The organism is Microvirga roseola (genome assembly GCF_020866965.1).
In the GTDB taxonomy this organism is placed as follows: Bacteria; Pseudomonadota; Alphaproteobacteria; order Rhizobiales; family Beijerinckiaceae; genus Microvirga; species Microvirga roseola.
This window is the reverse complement of the sequence record NZ_JAJATX010000022.1, coordinates 21,781-40,630: the sequence shown is the minus strand read 5'-3', so window position 1 is coordinate 40,630 and position 18,850 is coordinate 21,781. Positions and strand designations below refer to the sequence as shown.

Here is an 18,850-nt window from a genome sequence, read left to right as displayed (position 1 = left end):
CTGCCCCTCATTCTCTTTTCCTGATTCGCGGGTGAGGCGTTTTTCATGCGTTTGCGCTCCTCTGGTCTTGTTCTCGTCCTTGCCCTCGGCCCGGGGCTCGCCCTGGCGCAGACGCCGCCGGCTGCCGAGCCCGCGACCCAGGCACAGTCCCCGGCATCCGGCTCCGAGCCCGCCCAGTCCGCTGCTCCCGCCGAGACCCCGCCCGCGCAGCCTCCGGCGGCGGCCGAATCCACTCCCGCGCCCTCTGCTCCGGCTCCGGCCGCGCCGGGGCCTGCCCAGGCGGCGACGGCGCGCACGACGCTCTTTCCCAATCCCGGCGATCCGACCAATGTGGAAGAGGGCATGCTAACGGCGAAGCCCGCGGCGGTCCTCTCCGGCACGAGCGCGTGGGACGCGGCCTATCCCTCCCTGAAGAGCGCCTTCGCCAGGATCGAGGACGAGTTGAAGAAGGCCGGGATTACGCCCACGGGCCGCCCGGTGACCCTCTTCCTCCACACCGACGACAAGGGCTTCCGCTACGAGGCGATGATCCCGATCGCGCAGGTCCCGGAAGGCAAGACCGAGCTCACGCCCGAGATCAGGTTCGGCAAGACGCCGGAGGGCAAGTCCTTCCGCTTCGTGCACAAGGATTCCTACGACGAGATCGAAGGCACCTACGAGACCATCACCGCCTATCTCGACGCCAAGGAGATCGTGGCGGAGGACCTGTTCATCGAGGAATACGTGACGGACCTGACGGATTCCGAGGACACGAATCTCGAGGTCAACATCTACGTTCAGCCGAAGAAATGATCGCCCTCTTCGACCTGGGCGGAACCCTCACGGACCCGAAAGCAGGGATCACCCGTTCGATCCAGTACGCCTTGGAAAGGCTCGGGCGCTCCGTCCCGGACGCGGACGACCTGACCTGGATGATCGGCCCGCCATTGATTACCGGTTTTACGGAACTCTTGGGGCATGCTGAGGATGCTCACGAGGCCCTGCGGCTTTACCGCGAACGCTTCAGCGATGTCGGCCTGTTCGAGAATGAGATCTACCCAGGGATTCCGGCCCTGCTCCAGAGCCTTCAGGAGAAGGGAGTCCGCCTTTTCGTCGCGACATCGAAACCGCATGTCTATGCGCGGCGGATCGTCGAGCATTTCGAGCTGTCGCGGTTCTTCCTTGAGATTTACGGCTCCGAACTGGACAACCGCAACGCCGACAAGCGCGACCTCATTCGGCACATTGTCCATCGGGAGAAATGCGAACCCGCAGGAACGCTCATGATCGGCGACCGGGAGCATGACGTCATCGGTGCGAAGGCCAATGGCATGCAGGCCATCGGCGTCACGTGGGGCTATGGTTCCCGGCAGGAATTGTTATCGGCAGGGGTAGCCTGTCTCGTGGACCATCCGCATGAGGTGGAGGGGCCCGTCCTCACGCTGGCGGCGACCACGCCTCACCGGGCCGCAGGGGCCTGAACCGCTCCGCCGGAACGCCCGCCGTCGCAAGCGCCCTGGTCAGGTCGGCTATCGGCTCTTCGATGCCCTCGTTGGTGAGCCGGAACGTGCCCCAGTGGTGTCCCAGCGCCTGCTCGACCTCGACGATCGAGAGCGCCTTCACCGCGTCCTCCGGGTTCATGTGCTGCGGCTCCATGAACCAGCGCGGCTCGTAGGCTCCGATGGGCAGATGGGCGAGGCGGGGGCGACCGAAGCGCTCGCGCACGGCCCGGAAGATCTTGCCGTCCCCGAATCCGGTGTCCCCCACGTGGTAGATCGTGCCCGCGGGCGTGGTGAGCACGAAGGCGCACCAGAGCGCCATGCGCCGGTCGTTGATGCCCCGCGCGGACCAGTGATAGGCGGGCTCGAGATGCGCCGTGACGCCGTTGCCGAGATCGACCGATCCGCCCCAGTCCCGCGTCTCGACCGGAACCTCGGGGTGCTCGGCCTGGATCACCGCATCGTTGCCGAGAGGCGCGACGAATTTGGGACGGTGCCGCCGCCAGAGCCGGCCCAGCGTGTCGGTGTCGAGGTGGTCGTAGTGATTGTGCGTGACCAGCACCGCATGGATCGGCGGCAGGTCGTCGAAGGCAATGCCGGGCGGGTTGACCCGCTGGGGTCCGGCAAAGGAGACGGGGCTCGCCCGCTCGGAAAAGACCGGGTCGGTGAGGATGTTGAGCCCCGCCACCTGGATCAGGAACGAGGCGTGCCCGATCAGCGCCACCCGTAAGCCCGCCACCTCGACCGGCGGCGTATCCCGGAAGGGGCTCGGGAAACTCTCCGGCCATTCCTTGCGGCCGCCGCCGAGCTGCCAGCGCAGCAATTCCGAAAAGCCCTTGTCCTGCGGCTGGCCGGGCGAGAAGAACCGCACTCCGTCGAAATGGTCGGTGACGGGCCCCTGGTAATAGGGGTTGCGCGCCCGCGCAGCCGTCATCCAGCCGACAATTCCAGTGGCGGCGAGGGCTGGGGCGCCCAATGCTTTGAGGAGGGTGCGGCGATTCATTGCGGTCCGGGGTTCCTCGGTGAAGTCTTAAGCGTGGGGATTGGGACTTCATTCGGCAAGAGTCCGGCAGAGACATGTCAAAGAGCAGCACCTTCGGGCCCGGAGCCGATGGGCTCCGAGCCTGAAGGGTTGAGGGGGCGCGAGAGGCGTCCGGCTCAGAAATGGGTGAGATGGAAAGAGCCGGGTGGCCCCTCGCGCACGGCTTTTTAGGCGGTCCATCACCCGTTGCCGGATGCGACTGGCCTCCCGTCGGGAGCGCGTGCGTGTCGCCCTCCCGCAGGACCGTGCCTGCTCCCACATCTTGCGACGCCTCGCGAGCGCGCGCCTCGTGGAGCAGATCTGACCTACCTATAGCAAAGCTTGTCCCCACAGCCTAGAACAGAATGAGAACATCCCTTCGGGATCACCGGAACAGGGCCGGTGACGACGGGGTGGGTGTCGCCCTCAAGCCGGGGTGGGGGCTTGCACGCGCCGGACGGAATCCGGCGCGTGCAGACAGGTCAGGCCGCCTTCAGGGACGAGAGGAAGGCTTGGACCTCCTGGCTCAGGTCGCTGGAATGGCGGGCGAGTTCCTGGGCTGCGCCGAGCACCTGGGAGGCGGCCGCGCCGGTCTGGCTGGTCCCCTGCTTGACGCTGCCGATGCTGCCGCTCACCGCCTCGGTGCCCTGGGCGGCCTCCTGGACGTTGCGGGCGATCTCGCCGGTGGCCGCGCCCTGTTCCTCGATGGCGGCGGCAATGGCCGTGGAGACGTTGGACATCTCGCCGATCGTGTCGCCGATGCTCTGGATCGCGCTCACCGCCTCCCGCGTCGCCTGCTGGATTCCGGCGATCTGAACGCTGATCTCCTCCGTCGCCTTGGTCGTCTGGCCGGCGAGATCCTTCACCTCGCTCGCCACCACGGCGAAGCCCTTGCCGGCTTCGCCTGCGCGGGCCGCCTCGATGGTCGCGTTGAGCGCGAGCAGGTTCGTCTGGGCCGCGATGGTGTTGATGAGCGCGATCACGCTGCCGATTTTCTCCGCAGTCTCGGCGAGAGCCTGCACCGTCGCGTCGGTGCGCCGGGTCTCCTCGACGGCGCTGCCGGCAATCCTTGCGGAATGGGCCACTTGGCTTGCAATCTCCCGGGTAGAGATGGACAGCTCCTCCGCTGCCGCGGCGACCGTCTGCACATTGGCGGAAGCCTGCTGGGCGGCGCTGGCGACCGTCGTGGATTGATGGTTGGCCTGTTCGGCGGTGGAGGCCATGGTCTGCGCCGTCGATTCCATCTCGTAGGCTGCGCGGGCCAGGCTCTGGGTCATCGCCGAGACGTTCTTCTCGAAGCGCGCCGCCAGCTCGTCCAGGCGCTGCGCCCGGCGCATCTGTGCATCCGTTTCGAGGGAGGAGGTCCTGTCCGCCTCGTCCTTGGCGATGAGCGCCTCCTTGAAGACCTGAACGGCGCCGGCCATCGCGCCCAGCTCGTCCGTGCGGTTTCGGGCCGGCACCTCGATCTGCCTTTCGCCTCGGGCCAAAGCGTGCATGGCCTGCCCGAGCGCCAGGATCGGGCGTGTCACCCCTCGTCCTATCAGGGTTGCGACCACCGCAATCACCAGAAGGACCAGGGCCACGCCGGCCACCAGCTTCAGCGAGGTGTTCCAGATCTTGGCGGAGGTATCGTCCGTGTAGACGCCCGAACCGACAATCCAGCCCCAGGGCTTGAAGCCCTTCACATAGGAGATCTTCCCGACCGGCTCCTGCGCGCCGGGTTTCGGCCAGAGATAGGGAACGAAGCCCGCGCCGCTCTCCTTCACCTTGTCGACGAAGGCGACGAACAGGCGCTTGCCTGTCGGGTCCTTGTTCTCCGTCATGTCCTGGCCTTCGAGCTCGGGCTTGATCGGATGCATGATCATCCGCGGCAGCATGTCGTTGACCCAGAAATACTCCTGGCCGTCATAGCGCAGGGCCCTCAGGGACTGGGTCGCGGCCGGCTTCGCGCGTCATCCGCCCGGCGCGCTCCTCGGCCTCGAATGGGCCAGGATTCCGTAGGCGGTTTCGACCACGTGCTGCGTCTTCACCATCTGGGCCCGGGTGATTTCCTCCCGGAGCTGAAACAGCGACAGCCCGGCGATCGCTGCGATGCCCACGAGAGCGATCAGCGTGATGGAATGAATCTTTGCGGCGATGCCGGCTTTCAGGCGCATGTCGTTCCCCCATTTGTATTTATCTTCCTGCGCTCCGCCGTGACTCGCGTTCGTTATTCTTGTCGGCGGAGGTACAGTTGGAATGTGAAATGTCGACGCGAGTGCGGGAATGCGAAGAATACCTCGGATCGCCCCATCTACACTTGCGTTCACTAGATTGATGCTGAATTTCCCTTAAGGAATAGTTGCTTGAGGTCGAATGCCCGCGCCCTGTCGCTCCGATCGCCGGAACCAAACGGGAGATGACACCGGGCGGGCGGGTTGCTATCGCGGGCGGGACAATGCAACCGCAAAGCATGTTCTCCTCCCGAACGCCCCTCGTCGCGGGCCTGCTCCTGCTCGTCGCGAGCCTGAGCCTCGCCTCGCTCCTGATCGGTCCGGCCCCGCTCTCGCCGGCGCTGGCGGTGAAGGCGCTCGTCTCGGATCAGGGCGGCGCCAGCATCGTGGTGCGGGAGATCCGCCTGCCGCGGACGCTCCTCGCCCTGTTGATCGGCTGGATCTTCGGGCTCACGGGCGCAGGGCTCCAAGGACTTCTGCGCAATCCGCTCGCCGATACGGCGGTGTTCGGTGCGCCGCAGGCGGCGGCTTTCGGGGCAGTGCTGGTGCTCTATTCCGGGCTCGTGGGAGCCCTGTCCTGGGCCCTGCCCTTTGCTGCAATTGTGGGCGCGCTTCTCTCCATCGCCCTGGTGGTGCTGGTCGCGGGGCGACGGGCGACGGTGGTGGTGCTGGTTCTTTCAGGGCTGGCGGTGGGAGGGCTTGCGGGCGCGGGCACGTCGCTCGCCATCAGCCTCTCGCCCAATCCCTTCGCCGTGACCGAGATCGTGTTCTGGCTGCTGGGTTCCCTGGAGGACCGCTCCCGCACCCATGTGGTCCTGGCTCTGCCCTTCATCCTCATCGCCTCCGGCCTCGTGCTCGCCGCGGCGCCCGGCCTGCGCGCCCTGGCCTTGGGCGAGGAGACGGCGCGCAGCCTCGGCACCGATGTCACGCGCCTGCGACTGCTGATCGTTGCGGGCGCGGCCATCGGCACCGGCGCCTCCGTGGCGGTGGCGGGCACCATCGGCTTCATCGGCCTCGTCGCCCCGCATCTCGTTCGCCCCTTCGTGGGCTACGATCCCGCCCGGACGCTGGTTCCCGCAGGGCTCGTCGGGGCCGCGCTGCTGCTCGCGGCCGATTGCGCCGTGCGGCTCATCCCCTCCGGGACCGAGGTCAAGATCGGAGTCCTCACCGCCATTCTCGGCGTGCCGTTCTTCCTCTGGGTGATCGCCCGCCGCAAGGCCGAGCTCCTGGAGACGCCCGCATGACCCGCCTTCAGACCCGTTCGCTTTCGGTGGATCTCGGCCGTCGCCGCGTGCTCACGCGGCTCGATCTCTCCCTCCAGCCCGGGCGGCTGACCGTGATCGTCGGCCCCAACGGAGCCGGCAAGACCACCCTGATCCGGGCGCTCGCGGGGCTCGTTGCCCCCGCCGAGGGGAGCGTCACCCTCGACGGACGCCCGGTCGGGCAGATGCGGGCTGCGGAGCGCGCGCGGGCCATCGCCTATCTGCCCCAGGGGGGCGAGATCGCCTGGCCTCTCGCGGTGTCGCAGGTCGTGGGCCTGGGCCGGCTCCCGCACGGGGAAAAGCCCGATGCGCTGCCGGCGGGAGGCCGGGAGGCGGTCGCGTCCGCAATCCGTGAGACGGGGCTGGAGAATTTCGAGGACAGGCCCGCCACGGAGCTGTCCGGCGGCGAGCGCGCCCGGGTGCTGCTCGCCCGCGCCCTCGCGACGCAGGCTCCGGTTCTCCTTGCCGACGAGCCCGTCGCCGCGCTCGATCCACGCCACCAGCTCGTGGTGCTCGACGTGCTCAGGAGCCATGCGAGAGCCGGCGGCACGGTGATCGCCGTCATGCACGACCTGACATTGGCTGCGCGTTATGCCGACGACATGGTGCTTTTGCGCCAAGGACTTATCGAGGCCCATGCCCCGCCGCACGAGGTGCTGACCGAGGCGCAGCTCGCTTCAAGCTTCGGCATCCGGGCGCATATCGCCCGCGGGGAAAGCGGCCTCGTGGTCGTCGCCGACCGCCCGCTGCCCCGGCCGTGAGGCGGGGAATCCGCCCGTGAGGAACGAAACGGTCTTACATTGACAAAGCAATGAGCCCGGCGGATACCGCCGCTGCGGAACTGGCAAAGATCATGACTCGGCAGGATTTCAAGAAAGCGCTCATTATCGCGCACGACCTCGTGATGACGGCCGTCGCCGTCCTCGCAACCTTCTTCGTGCGCTTCGAAGGATTCCTGCTGAGCGAGCGCCTGGTTCACCTGCCTCTCGTTCTGCCGCCCTTCGTCGCCTTTGCCGGCGCGGTGTACTGGTACTTCCAGCTCTACCGCTCCAAGTGGCGCTTCGCCTCCCTGCCCGACCTCTTCAACATCTTCCGGGCGGTCACCGTGCTGGCGCTCGCGCTACTGGTGGTCGACTACGTTCTCGTCTCGCCGCAGTTCTTCGGGATCTACTTCTTCGGCAAGGTCACAATCGCCCTCTACTGGCTCGTCCAGATGTTCCTGCTGGGAGGCCCGCGGCTGGCCTTCCGCTACATGAAATACGCCCGATCCCGCAACACGCTGGAGCGCAACGCCAGCACGCCGACCCTGCTCCTGGGGCGGGTCAGCGACACCGAGGTGATCTTGAGGGCCATCGAATCGGGCGCGGTGCGCAAGCTCCAGCCCAGGGGCATCCTGTCCTACCGCGCGGACGATCTCGGCCAGTCGATCCGCGGCGTGCCGGTGCTCGGCACCTTCGACGATCTCGACCAGGTGATCCAGGATTTCAACGAGCGCGGCGTTCCGATCCGCCGCCTCGTGGCGACGCCGAGCGCGCTGACGCCGGAGGCCAACCCGGACACGCTCCTTGCCCGCTCCCGCCGCCTCGGCCTGCCGCTGGTGCGCGTCACGAGCCTGGGCGAAGGCATGCGCGACGCGGAGCTCGCGCCGCTGGAGATCGAGGATCTGCTCCTGCGCCCCACGGTGCAGATCGACCGGCAGCGGCTGGAGACCTTCATCCGCGGCAAGCGCGTGCTCGTGACGGGCGGGGGCGGCTCCATCGGATCCGAGATCTGCACCCGCGTCGTGGCCTTCGGCGCGAGCGACCTGCTGATCCTGGAGAGCTCCGAGCCCTCGCTGCATCATATTCTCGAGAACCCGACCATCCTCTCCAGCGACACGCGCGTGGACGGCGTCATCGCCGATGTGCGCGACCGGGAGCGCATCCGCGAGGTCATGGGCGAGTTCCGGCCGGACGTGGTGTTCCACGCCGCCGCGCTCAAGCACGTGCCCTATCTCGAGAAGAACTGGACGGAAGGCGTCAAGACCAACGTCTTCGGCTCCGTGAACGTGGCCGATGCGGCGGTGGAGGCAGGCGTCTCCGCCATCGTGATGATCTCCACCGACAAGGCCATCGATCCGGTTTCGATGCTCGGCGCCACGAAGCGTCTCGCCGAGATGTACGGGCAGGCGCTCGACGCCGAGTTCATGGGCCGCAACGGGGCGACCCGCACCATCGCGGTGCGCTTCGGCAACGTGCTCGGCTCCGTCGGCTCCGTGGTGCCGAAGTTCAAGGCGCAGATCGCCCGCGGCGGTCCGGTCACCGTCACCCATCCCGACATGGTGCGCTATTTCATGACCACCCGGGAGGCGGCGGATCTCGTGCTCACCTCGGCCTCCCATGCGGATGCGGAGGGCCGGACGCTGACGGACGGCACGAATACCGACGAGCGCGCCTCGGTCTATGTGCTGAAGATGGGCCAGCCGGTGCGCATCTACGATCTCGCCGAGCGTATGATCCGCCTTGCCGGTTACGAGCCCGGCGAGGATATCGAGATTTCCGTCACCGGCACGCGCCCCGGCGAGCGGCTGCACGAGATCCTCTTCGCCCGCGAGGAGCCCCGCGCCGAGATCGGCATTGACGGGGTGATGGCGGCCAAGCCCGTCTTCGCCGACCGCGCGCGGGTCGACCAGTGGCTCAACACCCTCGCCCGCGCCATCACCGTCGGCGACCGGGCCATGGCCGAGCGGGTCTTCGAGGAGGCGATCCCGGAATTCAAGCGCCGGAAGCAGGTGCCCCCGCCTGCCGCGCCAGTCGAGCAAGCCCGTCTCGCGTCGAACTGACCGGCTTCCAGCCCAGCCCTTCCAGCGCCGCGGGGCTCGCCACCAGCGAGCCTGCGAGGCGCTCATATGCCTCGCCCTTGCCCGCAAGGGCGGCGACGCCTCCCAGCACGAAGGAGGGCACCGGGACCAGCCCCGGCCCGCGTCCCAGGCCCTTGCGCAAGGCTGCCACAATCTCCGGCACGGTCAGCGGCTCGGGGTCGGCGGCGATGAAGGGCCGCCGGAGCGGGCCTTCCGCTTTCAGCAGGGTGTCCATGGCGGCGGCGAGATTGTCGAGGGAGAGGAGCGAGCGCCTGGCCCTGAGGCCGCCGAGCGGCAGGGGCCAGGGCGACTGCGCGAGGGTCATGAGGGCCGCCATGTTGCCCTTCACGCCGGGTCCGTAGACGAGCACCGGGCGAAGCGCCGCCCAGTCGATGCCGAGCTCCGCAAGGCCCTTTTCCGCCTCGAGCTTCGAGCGGCCGTAAGCGTCCGTCGGCCGGGGCTCCTGCTCCTCGGTGAGAACGCCCTCCGCCACCGGTCCGCTCTGGGCCCGGATCGAGGAGAGGAAGACGAAGCGCTTCACGCCCCCCCGCTCGGCGGATTGCGCGAGCCTGATCGTCGCTTCCGTGTTGATGGTGCGGTAATCGTCCTCCGGGCGCCCCGACATGGCGTGCGCGAGGCCGGCCGAATGGATCACCATGTCCACGTCGCGAAGCGCCGCCGCCATGTTGTGCGGCGAGGCGATGTCGCCGATCACGGCGCTCGTTGCGCCTTCCGGCACTTCGGAGGGACGGCGCAGGAGTACCCGGACCCGGTAGCCGCGCTTCGGGAGTTCGGTGAGAAGATGCTTTCCGATGAAGCCTGTCGAGCCGGTTAGCGCAACCAGGGGTGCATTCATCGAAGAACCTCCGGGCGGGGGGTGGAAAAGCGCCTGAGGACCAGGGCGACGAGAACGGTTCCGAGCCCGAGCGCCGCGACCTGCACGACGCCCGAGGACCAGACCAATGTCATAGCGGCGAGACCCGCGAGAACAAGGTTGAGCCCGAACACATGGGCGCTGACGGACATGGCGGAAAAACCGCTATCCGTGGCCTTCTGGTAGAAATGGCTGCGATGCGCCTCCCACACCTTTTCGCGGCGCGCGAGGCGGCGCAGCAGGGTGATGGTGGCGTCCATCAGATAGTAGAGCGGAAGCAGGAGGGCTGCCGCGAGCGCGCCGGTTCCGGCCAGTTGCAGCAGCATCCAGCCGACGAGAAGCCCGATGGGGAGCGAGCCGACATCGCCGAGGAAAAGCCGCGCGACGGGCTTGTTGAAGGGGGCGAAACCGAGGAGCGCACCGCAGAGGGCGAGAGCCATGAGGATGACCGGGAACGGAACGCCGGCTGCGATCCCGAGAACGGCGACGGCAGCGGTGACAGGAACCATCTCGGCGACGGTGATCCAGTCGAGGCCGTCCATGAAGTTGACGAGGTTCACGAACCAGACGCCGCCGAGGATGAGGATCGCCTGCTCCACGGCGAGCGGCACCGCTTCCGGCAGAACCCTTAGGCCGCTCGTCACCACGACGGCGGAAACGGCTGCGACTTGCAGGACGAGGCGCAGGCTCGCCGAAAGGGGGCGGATGTCGTCGACGGCGCCGATCACTGCCAGGATCACCGTAGCGACTGCGACAATGACAAAGGTTCTCAGGAGTTCATTGGGGAGGGGTAGAAGAGCAAATGTCAAAGCCGTCGCGATCAACGCCGCGCCAACAACGGCCATTCCTCCGCCTTGGGGCGTCGGGATCTTGTGGCTCGATCGCGCATTCGGGCGCGCCAGCGCGTAGCGGATAAGAAGCGGCTTAAGAGCGAGGATCAGAAGCGAAGCGATCAGGCCTGCCACGAGCAGGACCGTCGAGAACATCACGACCGTGAAGAAGGCGAATGGATTGAACGCGACGGACAGCAGAAATCCTGCCGCCAGCAACACGCCCCAGCAGGCGATGAGCTTCAGGTAGTCGCGGACCATCGGCTCAAACCCCGTGATAGCTCTTGTACCACGCGACGAAGCGGCGGATGCCCTCGTCCAGCGGCGTGGACGGGGAGAAGCCCACGTCGCGGCGCAGATCCGTGACATCGGCGCGGGTCTCGAGCACATCGCCGGGGGGGAGCGCCACGTCCACGCGGTTGGCCTTTTTGCCCAGAGCCTCCTCGATCAGGGCGATGAGACGGTTCACCTCTTCGGGCGCGTCGTTGCCGATATTGTAGACCCGGTGCGGCGCAGGGCCTGTCGCAGGATCCGGATCCTGCGCGTTCCAGGCCGGATCGGGGGCGGGGATGCAGTCCACGAGCCGCACGATGCCCTCGACGATGTCGTCCACGTAAGTGAAGTCCCGCCAGACCTTGCCGGCATTCGCGACCTGGATTTCCTGGCCCTGGGCAATGGCGTGGGTGAACTTGTAGACCGCCATGTCCGGCCGTCCCCAAGGCCCATAGACCGTGAAGAAGCGCAGGCCCGTGGCGGGGAGCTTGAAGAGATGGGCGTAAGCATGCGCCATCATCTCGTTCGCCTTCTTGGTCGCAGCGTAGAGGCTGATCGGGTGATCGGCCATGTCATGCTCGGAGAAGGGCAGCTTGCCGTTGGCTCCGTAGACCGAGCTCGATGAGGCATAGACCAGATGCCCGACACCCCCGTGCCGGCAGGCCTCGAGCATGTTCATGAAGCCGACGAGGTTCGAGGCGGCATAGGGCTGCGCATCCACGAAGCGCACGCCCGGCTGGGCGGCGAGATGGATCACCCGCTCGAAACGGTGGCGGCTGAAGAGGTCATTCAGGGCCGCCGCATCGGCGAGGTCCACGCGCTCAGGCACGAAGGTGTTGTGCGGCGTAAGCCTCGCGAAGCGGGCCTCCTTCAGGCTCACGTCGTAATAGGGCGTGAAGCTGTCCAGGCCGACCACGGGGTGGCCTGCCGCGAGAAGCCGCTCGGCCACGTGAGAGCCGATAAAGCCCGCCGCGCCGGTGACGAGAATGGGAGCTGACATGAAAGGGCCCGCTGATCAGATCGCGGGCACCTTACCGACGTCGGGCCGATCCGCAACCGATTCCCCATCGGCAGGGGCGAACGCGATGGACTGGCGCTCGCGGGCGATGAAGGAGGAGGGCATCGCCGACTGCATCTCGGCCTCGACGCATTTCAGGAACTGATCGTTGTGTCCGGGATAGAGGTGGAAGATCGCGAGGGTCTTCACATTGGCCTTGCGGCAGAGATCGACCGCCTTCTGCCAGGTCGAATGGCCCCATCCCCGGCAGCTCGGGTACTCGGCTTCCGAGAACATGCCGTCGAAGATCATCAGGTCCGCATCGCGGACGAAGGCGGCGAGGTCCGGGTCGGGCCAGGGCTCGCTGTGCTCGATGTCGCTGATGTAGCAGACGCTCCGTCCGCGATGGCTGAAGCGATAGCCGGTCGCGCCGCCGGGATGGTTCAGGAGATGGGTCTCGACCCGGGTCCCGTCGTCGAAGATCAGGGGCTCGCCGGCCTTGAAGCCGTGGTGCTCGAAGCGCGCCGGAAGCTGGCCGAGGCGCACGGGAAAGAGCGGCGGCGCGAACAGGCGCTCCAGGGCCTCCATCGCGCTGTCCCCCTCCAGGGTGCCGCAATAGGTGCGGATGACCCGGTTCTTGTCGAGGAGAACGGGTTTGAAGAAGGGCAGGCCTCCGATGTGGTCGAGGTGGAGATGGCTGAAGAGGATATCGACCTTGTCGGGCGCCGAGGTCCCGAGTTCGCTGCCGAGCGCCGAGAGGCCCGTTCCGGCATCGACGATGAAGAGGCGCTCGCCGCAGCGGATCTCGACGCAGGGCGTATGGCCCCCGAACTCGACGAATTGCGGACCTGACGCACAAGTCGAGCCCCGCGTGCCCCAGAAGCGGACCCGGAGTTCGTCGGAAGTGTCAGTACGCCCTACCATCGTAACATCATGACCGATCGACAATCCCTCTCATGTGCGCCAGCGCACGGGACAAGCTGCCCCCGGGCCAAGCCTTTGGTCAAGATGGAAAATCTCACGCGCTCAGCGCCTCAAGCTGCCGGATGCGGTGATCCATCACGGGCTCGCCCCGCTCGAAACGGATAACTGCGTCGAAGGGAGGTTGATCCATGGCGGGCGAGATCGAGGGCGTCACCAGGATCAGCCCGCGCCCGACGAGGGCGCGGCGCAGGTTCGCGACGAGCCTGTCGGCCTGCGCTTCGGAAAGCCCGTCGAGGGCGCGCTGGACCACCAGAACGCTCGGCCGGCGCACGAGGCAGCGCACCAGGTCGATGGCGGCGATCTCGCTCGACGACAGGTCGCCGCCCTGTTCGTCGATGGGCATGTCGAGGCCGATGCGCGAGACCTCGCCGTCGAGGCCCCGCTCGGTCAGCACCCGGCGGATCACGCCCTGCACCGCGTCCGCCGCGCCCGCCTGGTCGGAGGCGATGCGCCCGAAGAGCAGGTTGTCCTGCACGCTTGCCGCCGCGCAGAACAGGCCCTCGTCATAGAACTCGATGGACGGCTTGAGGCTCACCGGCAGCATGCGGGCGAAGTCCGCGCGGGCTGCGAGGATGCGCTCCTCCATGCTGTCGTCGAGCAGCCCCAGGCGGTGGCGGCTCTCGTTGTAGCGAAGCGCCAGGCCGATCAGGCGCTCCTGGTCCCGCGCAGTCTGGGCGCTGCGGCGCTGCTCGCTGCGGCGCTCCACCAGATCCTGAAAGTAGGGGCGGTCGGAGGCGGAGAAGAACGAGAACCGCTCGAAGAGCGGATGGCCGTTGGGCACGTCGGCGAAGATCTCGATCATGCTGGTGGCGATGGAGAGGCCGATGCGCGCGAGCGGCTTGGTCAGGTCCGAGGCCTCGAGGATCGCCCGCACGTAGGGGTGACCGGACAGGCCATCCTCCCGGAACGTGTCGCCGATGGGCTTTCCGAACAGGAGGTTCTCGCCGATCGTGGCGTAGCGGTTGTAGCGCTCGATGGAGAACGGGTCGACAAAGCGGTCAAGCTTTTCGCGGGCGAGGGCCGCATGCACGGCGCGGCGGGATTCGACGATCGCCGTGGCGGTCTTCGGGTCCCGCTTCGGGTTGAGGGTGCCGGCAAGCCCGCGGGCGTGGGTCAGGCGGTCGAGGCCGGCCACCGCAATGGCGTCGGAGAGGCGGTACTCCAGCTCCTCCGCTGGGGCGGAGCAGCCGTAGAGAAGGTTGTCCCGCAGGGTGCCCGCGATGAGAACCGTGTCCCCGGCCAGGGCGATCCGCTGGCTGCGCTCGACCGGGTCCGCCGCCGCGAGATTCACGCCGCCGAGGGTGAGGCGGCCCGTGGAGGGGGCGATCTGCCCGCCGATGAGCGAGGCGAGGATCCGGGGGCCCGAATCCCCATCGCCGACCAGCGCGATGTGGGAGGGGAAGGCAAGGTTCAGGTTGACGGAGGTGACGCGGCCGCCGCTTTGCGGGTCGTAGGCCGAGACGCCCTGTGCGACGAGGGCTCCGTGCGGGGGAAGCGCCGCCGTTTCGACCCGCGGCTCGCGGCCCCTGAAGGCGGCGAGGCTCTGGGCGATGTCCCAGAGGATCGCGTTCGCCCTCAGGCCGAGGCGCTGCCACTGGACGATCTCGCGCACGCCGTAGGCCGCCAGCGCGGCGGCGAGGATGCAGGCGGCGACCGTGCCCGCCGAGAGCGGGCGGCTTTGGGCGAACCAGCTTCCCAGCGCCAGCACTACGAGGGGCGCCAGCGCGAGCGAGGCCGCGGCGGCGGCGTCGATCACCGCCATGCGGATTTCCCGCTTCGCCACCGGACGGTGGCTCTCGACGAGGGCGCGGCGCACCCGCTCCCGCTCCGAGTGCCCGGTGCCGTGGGCGCGAAGGGCCGGGATGCGGTGCTCCAGGTCCGTCAGGATTTCTTCCGCGGCCTCGCCCTCGCGGTAGCGGGCCTTGGCCGCATCGAAACGCAGGAAGAACCGGCGCACGTTCAGCATGCCGCCCAGGGCCAGCGCGAGGGCGAGCGCCACCCCGAGATGCCAGTCCATGACGAGCACAAAGGCGAAGGCCAGCCCGATCATGCCGCCGAGCTGCACGGGTCTCAGAAGGCCCGCGCCCAGCACCGCGTTCTCGCGGGCGAGCGGCGTTCCCGCAAGCGCCGTGACGGCCGCCACCTCGTCCTGCGTCGAAGGCGGAGCCTTCAGCACTGCATCGATGATCGTGGAGCGGATGCGGGCCAGCACGCCCGAGCCGATGGCGATGATGGTCCAGTCGAGGGCGACCAGGACCAGGGCGACCAGGACGGGAACGAGAACCAGACCCGCGATGGAGGCCAGGGTGAATGCCTCCGCGCTCAAGGAAAAGCCGGGAAAGAGCACCAGGGGCTCGGGCCAGAGGTTCGGGGACGGGCTCACGGCGATCCGGAGAAGCGCGTCCGGCACGCCCATCGTGCCGCCGACCGCCCGGTCCACCACGACACGGATCAGGTCGAAGCCGACGAGGAGCAGTAGGCCTGCCAGAATGAGAAGACAGAATCCGAGGCAATGGCGCAGCGGATGCGTCTTCCAGGCCAGGCGAAGCGGATCGCGCTCCATGTCAGCTCCCAGGTCGTTGTCGTTGCGTGACGTTACCCAAGCCTTGCCGCAACGGCCAGAGTCTTTTCCTGCGAAAGGGGGAGCCGGTCCGTGCGGCAGGTCACCTCCCTCGTGAGGGCGGCGTCGCGCCGGGACAAGGAGAGGCGCTCTTCGGCCTCTCCTCTCGCCGCCGCGCATGACAACACTATGTCACCGCTCATCGGGGCATCTTGCGGAGGATGATGAGCCCATCATGACATCAGCCCTGCCCGTCGATCCGGTCTTCCAGCTCGTCCTCGACGCGCCGCGGGCCCGTCCGAGCGCCAGCCTGCCGACTCGCCTGACCCATCTCTTCCGCGAACTGGCTTCGCCCGATCCCGGCCGCCCGGCGGAGGAGATCGAGGACCTGATCTGGGCGCTCTGGGCCTCGCACGAGGACCGGGTGGCGGAGGAGACCCTGGCCGCGGCCGTGGACGCCATGGCGGCGGGCGAACTCGCGAAGGCGAAGCCCCTGCTCGACCACCTCGTCGGGGCCCATGCGGATTGGGCGGAGGCCTGGAACAAGCGCGCCACGCTCGCCTTCATCGAGCAACGCGATGTGGAGAGCCTCAACGACATCGCCGAGACCCTGCGGCTGGAGCCGCGCCATTTCGGCGCCATCTCAGGCTTCGGGGACATCTGCCTGCGTCATGGTCACCTGAACGAGGCGAGGGCTGCGTTCCAGATCGCCCTGTCGATCAATCCGCACATGGACGAGCTGCGCGAGATGCTGCGAAACCTCTCGCCGCGCAACCTGATGCTGCATTAAGGCCGAACCGCGCCCGCGCGCGACAACGCCGCCGTTGCGGGCGCAGCCGTGGCGGCTAGTCTGGGGTTCATGTCCGATTCGCCTGCCCTTCGCCGCTCCCCTTCGATCCTGCCGCCCGACGGGCGCCAGTCGCCGGTCGCCGCCGGAATCCAGCGCGGCGTTCGCCGCCTCTTCGCGCAGCTCGGCCACGCGACGCTGCCGGAATTCACCCTCGCCAACGGGCGGCGCGCCGACATCATCGCGCTCGCGCCGGACGGCGTGCTCACGATCATCGAGATCAAGTCGAGCGTGGCGGATTTCCGGGCCGACCGGAAATGGCCCGATTACGAGGATTTCTGCGACCGGTTCTATTTCGCCGTGCCGGAGACGGTGCCTTTCGACATCCTCCCCGAGGATCGTGGCCTCATCGTCGCGGATTCGTTCGGCGCGGCGATCATGCGCGAATCCCTGCGCCATCCGCTCGCAGGCGCGCGCCGAAAGGCCGTGACCCTGCGCTTCGCCCAGGCCGCAGCCTCGGCGCTTCACGCGCTCAGCGACCCCGACGGCGTTCCGGACGGGCGACTGTAGTTCTTCGGGAAAAAGCGGACGGCATCATCCCCGGCGCGAGACGCAGAACGGTTGAACCCGTGACGCAGCGCGTCAGACTGGATTCCCCCTCCGCTCCGGCCGGGAATAACGAGTGGCGAGAATCAGCGCGGGGCGCGCTTGGCCAGGATCCGCTGCAAGGTGCGGCGGTGCATGTTGAGGCGGCGTGCGGTCTCGGAGACGTTGCGGCCGCACAGTTCATAGACCCGCTGGATATGCTCCCAGCGCACGCGGTCCGCCGACATGGGGTTTTCCGGCGGCAGGGCGCGCTCGCCGGGCTGCGCCATGAGCGCGGCGTGGATCTCGTCCGCATCCGCGGGTTTCGCGAGATAGTCGAACGCGCCCATCTTCACCGCGGTGACGGCGGTGGCGATGTTGCCGTAGCCGGTGAGAATGACGCCGCGGGCTTCCGGACGGCGATTCTTCAGGCGCTCGATCACATCGAGCCCGTTGCCGTCGCCGAGGCGCATGTCGATCACCGCGAAAGCCGGCGGCTCGCTTTCGATGGCGGCGATGCCATCGGCTACGCTTTCAGCCACACGAACCTGATAGCCACGCGATTCCATGGCGCGCGCGAGACGGGTCGAAAAAGGTCGGTCGTCGTCCACGATCAAGAGGCTCTTGTCGGCCCGATCTTCGAACGCCACAGGCGCATCGGCCATCAGAACATCTCCCTCCATTGGCGAGAAGACTCCTTATGAAGCGGGCCCCATCGGCCCATTCTTCATATGGGAATTCTTGCTATGTTCTTTGAGAGGCCTGGGCGAGCCTCCCTGCGGCGAAATTGCCGCACCCCGTTCAAACGCATGACGCGCCCAAACGATCCGTGCGACGGCGCCCGTCGCGGGCGGAGCGGCGTTGGTGAGGGTGAGATGAGCCCCCGATCTTTCGATCAGGGTCTTGGCGATGAACAGGCCCAGGCCCAATCCTCCGCCTTCCTCGCTGTCCTCCGTCCGCTCGGCGGCGCTGCGCGTCGTCACGTAGGGCTCCCCGACCCTGAGCAGGATATCGGGCGCGTAGCCCGGACCGTCATCGCGGATCTCGATGAAAACCTCGTGAGGAGACCAGCAGGCCTCGATGGTGACTTGGCTCTCGGCGAAGTCCGTCGCGTTGTCGAGAATGTTGGAGAGCCCGTAGACCACGCCCGGATTGCGCCGTCCCATCGGCTCCGGGCCCTCGCCGGAGGCGAGGACGCGGATGTCGAAGCCGACCGCCCTCTGCGGCTCGACGATCTCCTCCACCAGATGGCTTAAGGAAATCGTCTCGAGGAAGGCCGCCTCGTCCTCCTCGCCCATGGATGTGAGCTTGGTCAGGATCGTCCGGCAGCGCTCCACCTGCTCCTGCAGGAGCCGGATATCCTCCGCCACGGGGCCGTCCTTGGGCATGGAATGGCCCAGCTCCTTGGTCACGAGGGCGATGGTGGCGAGCGGAGTTCCCAGCTCGTGGGCGGCGGCTGCGGCAAGTCCGTCGAGCTGGGTCAGGTGCTGTTCGCGGGCGAGCACCAGCTCGGTGGCCGCAAGCGCCTGGGCGAGCTGGCGCGCCTCCTCCGCCACGCGCCAGGCATAGATGCCGGTGAAGGTCGTCCCCAGCAGGATCGCCGTCCAGATGCCCGACACGTAGAGGAAGGGCAGGCTGAAGGTCTGGCCGGGAAACCACGGCAGGGGGCGGTGCGCCAGGACCAGCATGGTGGCGGACCCGACGGCAAGAAGGCCGAGCCCCAGGGTCCGCTCCGGCGTCAGCGCCGTCGCCGAGATCAGGACGGGGGCAAGGAAGAGCATGGAGAAGGGGTTCTCGAGCCCGCCCGTGAGGTAGAGGAGCGCCGCCAGCTGAAGGATGTCGAAGGCGAGCAGAGCGGTGGCGGCGTTGTCGCTGAGCCGGTGGCTTGCGGGATACTGGACGCGCAGGACCAGATTGACCCAGGCGGAGGCCGCGATCACTAGGAAGCACAGGGCGAAGGGCAATTCGAAGCCGAGGCCGAATCGGACGCCCGTGACGGCCGCTGCCTGCCCGGAGATGGCCAGCCAGCGCAGCCGGACCAGGGTGTCGAGGCGCAGTTGCCGGGCATTGTGGGTCAGGCGCTTCGGTTCGATCTCTGCCATGGGAACAGAATAGGGTTCTCCCCCCGTTCGCCAAGCAACGGGATA

The 18,850-nt window shown here is 67.7% G+C and carries 17 protein-coding genes and 1 pseudogene; 7 read left to right on the top strand and 11 right to left on the bottom strand.

Annotated elements, in window-relative coordinates:
- The first annotated feature begins 45 nt into the window (after positions 1 to 45).
- Positions 46 to 792: a GyrI-like domain-containing protein gene (locus tag LG661_RS14140; RefSeq protein ID WP_230532541.1), complete on the top strand. Its 747-nt coding sequence runs from the start codon at positions 46 to 48 to the stop codon at positions 790 to 792.
- Positions 789 to 1,460: an HAD hydrolase-like protein gene (locus LG661_RS14135; protein ID WP_230532540.1), complete on the top strand. Its 672-nt coding sequence runs from the start codon at positions 789 to 791 to the stop codon at positions 1,458 to 1,460. The genes LG661_RS14140 and LG661_RS14135 overlap by 4 nt, the downstream gene beginning before the upstream one ends.
- On the opposite strand, the gene LG661_RS14130 is transcribed toward LG661_RS14135, so the two are convergent.
- From LG661_RS14130 to LG661_RS14120, 4 genes and pseudogenes are all read right to left on the bottom strand, one after another.
- The gene (locus LG661_RS14130) at positions 1,417 to 2,481 is read right to left on the bottom strand and encodes an MBL fold metallo-hydrolase (protein ID WP_230532539.1); all 1,065 of its coding nucleotides are present in this window, start codon (positions 2,479 to 2,481) and stop codon (positions 1,417 to 1,419) included. The genes LG661_RS14135 and LG661_RS14130 overlap by 44 nt on opposite strands.
- 500 nt (positions 2,482 to 2,981) lie before the next feature.
- Positions 2,982 to 4,055, bottom strand: coding sequence for a methyl-accepting chemotaxis protein (locus tag LG661_RS25115; protein ID WP_407666716.1), 1,074 nt, complete (start codon positions 4,053 to 4,055; stop codon positions 2,982 to 2,984).
- Between the two features lie 51 nt (positions 4,056 to 4,106).
- A pseudogene (locus LG661_RS25425) lies at positions 4,107 to 4,436 on the bottom strand (cache domain-containing protein); the annotation flags it as partial.
- Positions 4,437 to 4,451: 15 nt separating this feature from the next.
- Positions 4,452 to 4,655 carry a hypothetical protein gene (locus LG661_RS14120; RefSeq protein ID WP_230532538.1) on the bottom strand — a complete coding sequence of 68 codons (204 nt, stop codon included), beginning with the start codon at positions 4,653 to 4,655 and terminating at the stop codon, positions 4,452 to 4,454.
- 296 nt (positions 4,656 to 4,951) lie between these two features.
- Between LG661_RS14120 and LG661_RS14115 the strand changes: the two genes are divergently transcribed.
- The 3 genes from LG661_RS14115 (at position 4,952) to LG661_RS14105 (ending at position 8,795) form a co-directional block, all read left to right on the top strand.
- Positions 4,952 to 5,956, top strand: a complete 1,005-nt coding sequence (locus LG661_RS14115; RefSeq protein ID WP_230532537.1) for a FecCD family ABC transporter permease — start codon at positions 4,952 to 4,954, stop codon at positions 5,954 to 5,956.
- Positions 5,953 to 6,735, top strand: coding sequence for an ABC transporter ATP-binding protein (locus tag LG661_RS14110; RefSeq protein WP_230532536.1), 783 nt, complete (start codon positions 5,953 to 5,955; stop codon positions 6,733 to 6,735). The genes LG661_RS14115 and LG661_RS14110 overlap by 4 nt, the downstream gene beginning before the upstream one ends.
- Before the next feature lie 92 nt (positions 6,736 to 6,827).
- On the top strand, positions 6,828 to 8,795 hold the full coding sequence (locus LG661_RS14105) for a nucleoside-diphosphate sugar epimerase/dehydratase (protein WP_230532569.1): 1,968 nt from the start codon (positions 6,828 to 6,830) through the stop codon (positions 8,793 to 8,795).
- Here the strand turns inward: LG661_RS14105 and LG661_RS14100 are convergent.
- From LG661_RS14100 to LG661_RS14080, 5 genes are all read right to left on the bottom strand, one after another.
- A complete protein-coding gene (locus tag LG661_RS14100; protein WP_230532535.1) occupies positions 8,728 to 9,669 on the bottom strand; it encodes an NAD-dependent epimerase/dehydratase family protein in 942 nt (313 codons plus the stop codon). The genes LG661_RS14105 and LG661_RS14100 overlap by 68 nt on opposite strands.
- Positions 9,666 to 10,673: an MraY family glycosyltransferase gene (locus LG661_RS14095; RefSeq protein ID WP_230532568.1), complete on the bottom strand. Its 1,008-nt coding sequence runs from the start codon at positions 10,671 to 10,673 to the stop codon at positions 9,666 to 9,668. The genes LG661_RS14100 and LG661_RS14095 overlap by 4 nt, the downstream gene beginning before the upstream one ends.
- 109 nt (positions 10,674 to 10,782) lie before the next feature.
- Positions 10,783 to 11,790: an NAD-dependent epimerase/dehydratase family protein gene (locus tag LG661_RS14090; protein ID WP_230532534.1), complete on the bottom strand. Its 1,008-nt coding sequence runs from the start codon at positions 11,788 to 11,790 to the stop codon at positions 10,783 to 10,785.
- 15 nt (positions 11,791 to 11,805) lie between these two features.
- Positions 11,806 to 12,711 carry an MBL fold metallo-hydrolase gene (locus LG661_RS14085; RefSeq protein WP_230532533.1) on the bottom strand — a complete coding sequence of 302 codons (906 nt, stop codon included), beginning with the start codon at positions 12,709 to 12,711 and terminating at the stop codon, positions 11,806 to 11,808.
- 94 nt (positions 12,712 to 12,805) lie between these two features.
- Positions 12,806 to 15,334 (bottom strand): P-loop NTPase family protein, encoded by a 2,529-nt coding sequence (locus LG661_RS14080; protein ID WP_230532532.1) that lies wholly within the window; start codon positions 15,332 to 15,334, stop codon positions 12,806 to 12,808.
- Positions 15,335 to 15,566: 232 nt separating this feature from the next.
- Between LG661_RS14080 and LG661_RS14075 the strand changes: the two genes are divergently transcribed.
- Positions 15,567 to 16,121 carry a hypothetical protein gene (locus tag LG661_RS14075; RefSeq protein WP_230532531.1) on the top strand — a complete coding sequence of 185 codons (555 nt, stop codon included), beginning with the start codon at positions 15,567 to 15,569 and terminating at the stop codon, positions 16,119 to 16,121.
- A gap of 69 nt (positions 16,122 to 16,190) precedes the next feature.
- On the top strand, positions 16,191 to 16,688 hold the full coding sequence (locus LG661_RS14070) for an MmcB family DNA repair protein (RefSeq protein WP_230532530.1): 498 nt from the start codon (positions 16,191 to 16,193) through the stop codon (positions 16,686 to 16,688).
- A gap of 122 nt (positions 16,689 to 16,810) precedes the next feature.
- Here the strand turns inward: LG661_RS14070 and LG661_RS14065 are convergent, their stop codons facing one another.
- Together LG661_RS14065 and LG661_RS14060 are read right to left on the bottom strand one after the other, a co-directional pair.
- Positions 16,811 to 17,368 (bottom strand): ActR/PrrA/RegA family redox response regulator transcription factor, encoded by a 558-nt coding sequence (locus LG661_RS14065; protein WP_230532529.1) that lies wholly within the window; start codon positions 17,366 to 17,368, stop codon positions 16,811 to 16,813.
- A 33-nt stretch (positions 17,369 to 17,401) separates the two neighbouring features.
- Positions 17,402 to 18,805: an ActS/PrrB/RegB family redox-sensitive histidine kinase gene (locus LG661_RS14060; protein WP_230532528.1), complete on the bottom strand. Its 1,404-nt coding sequence runs from the start codon at positions 18,803 to 18,805 to the stop codon at positions 17,402 to 17,404.
- Positions 18,806 to 18,850: the final 45 nt, after the last annotated feature.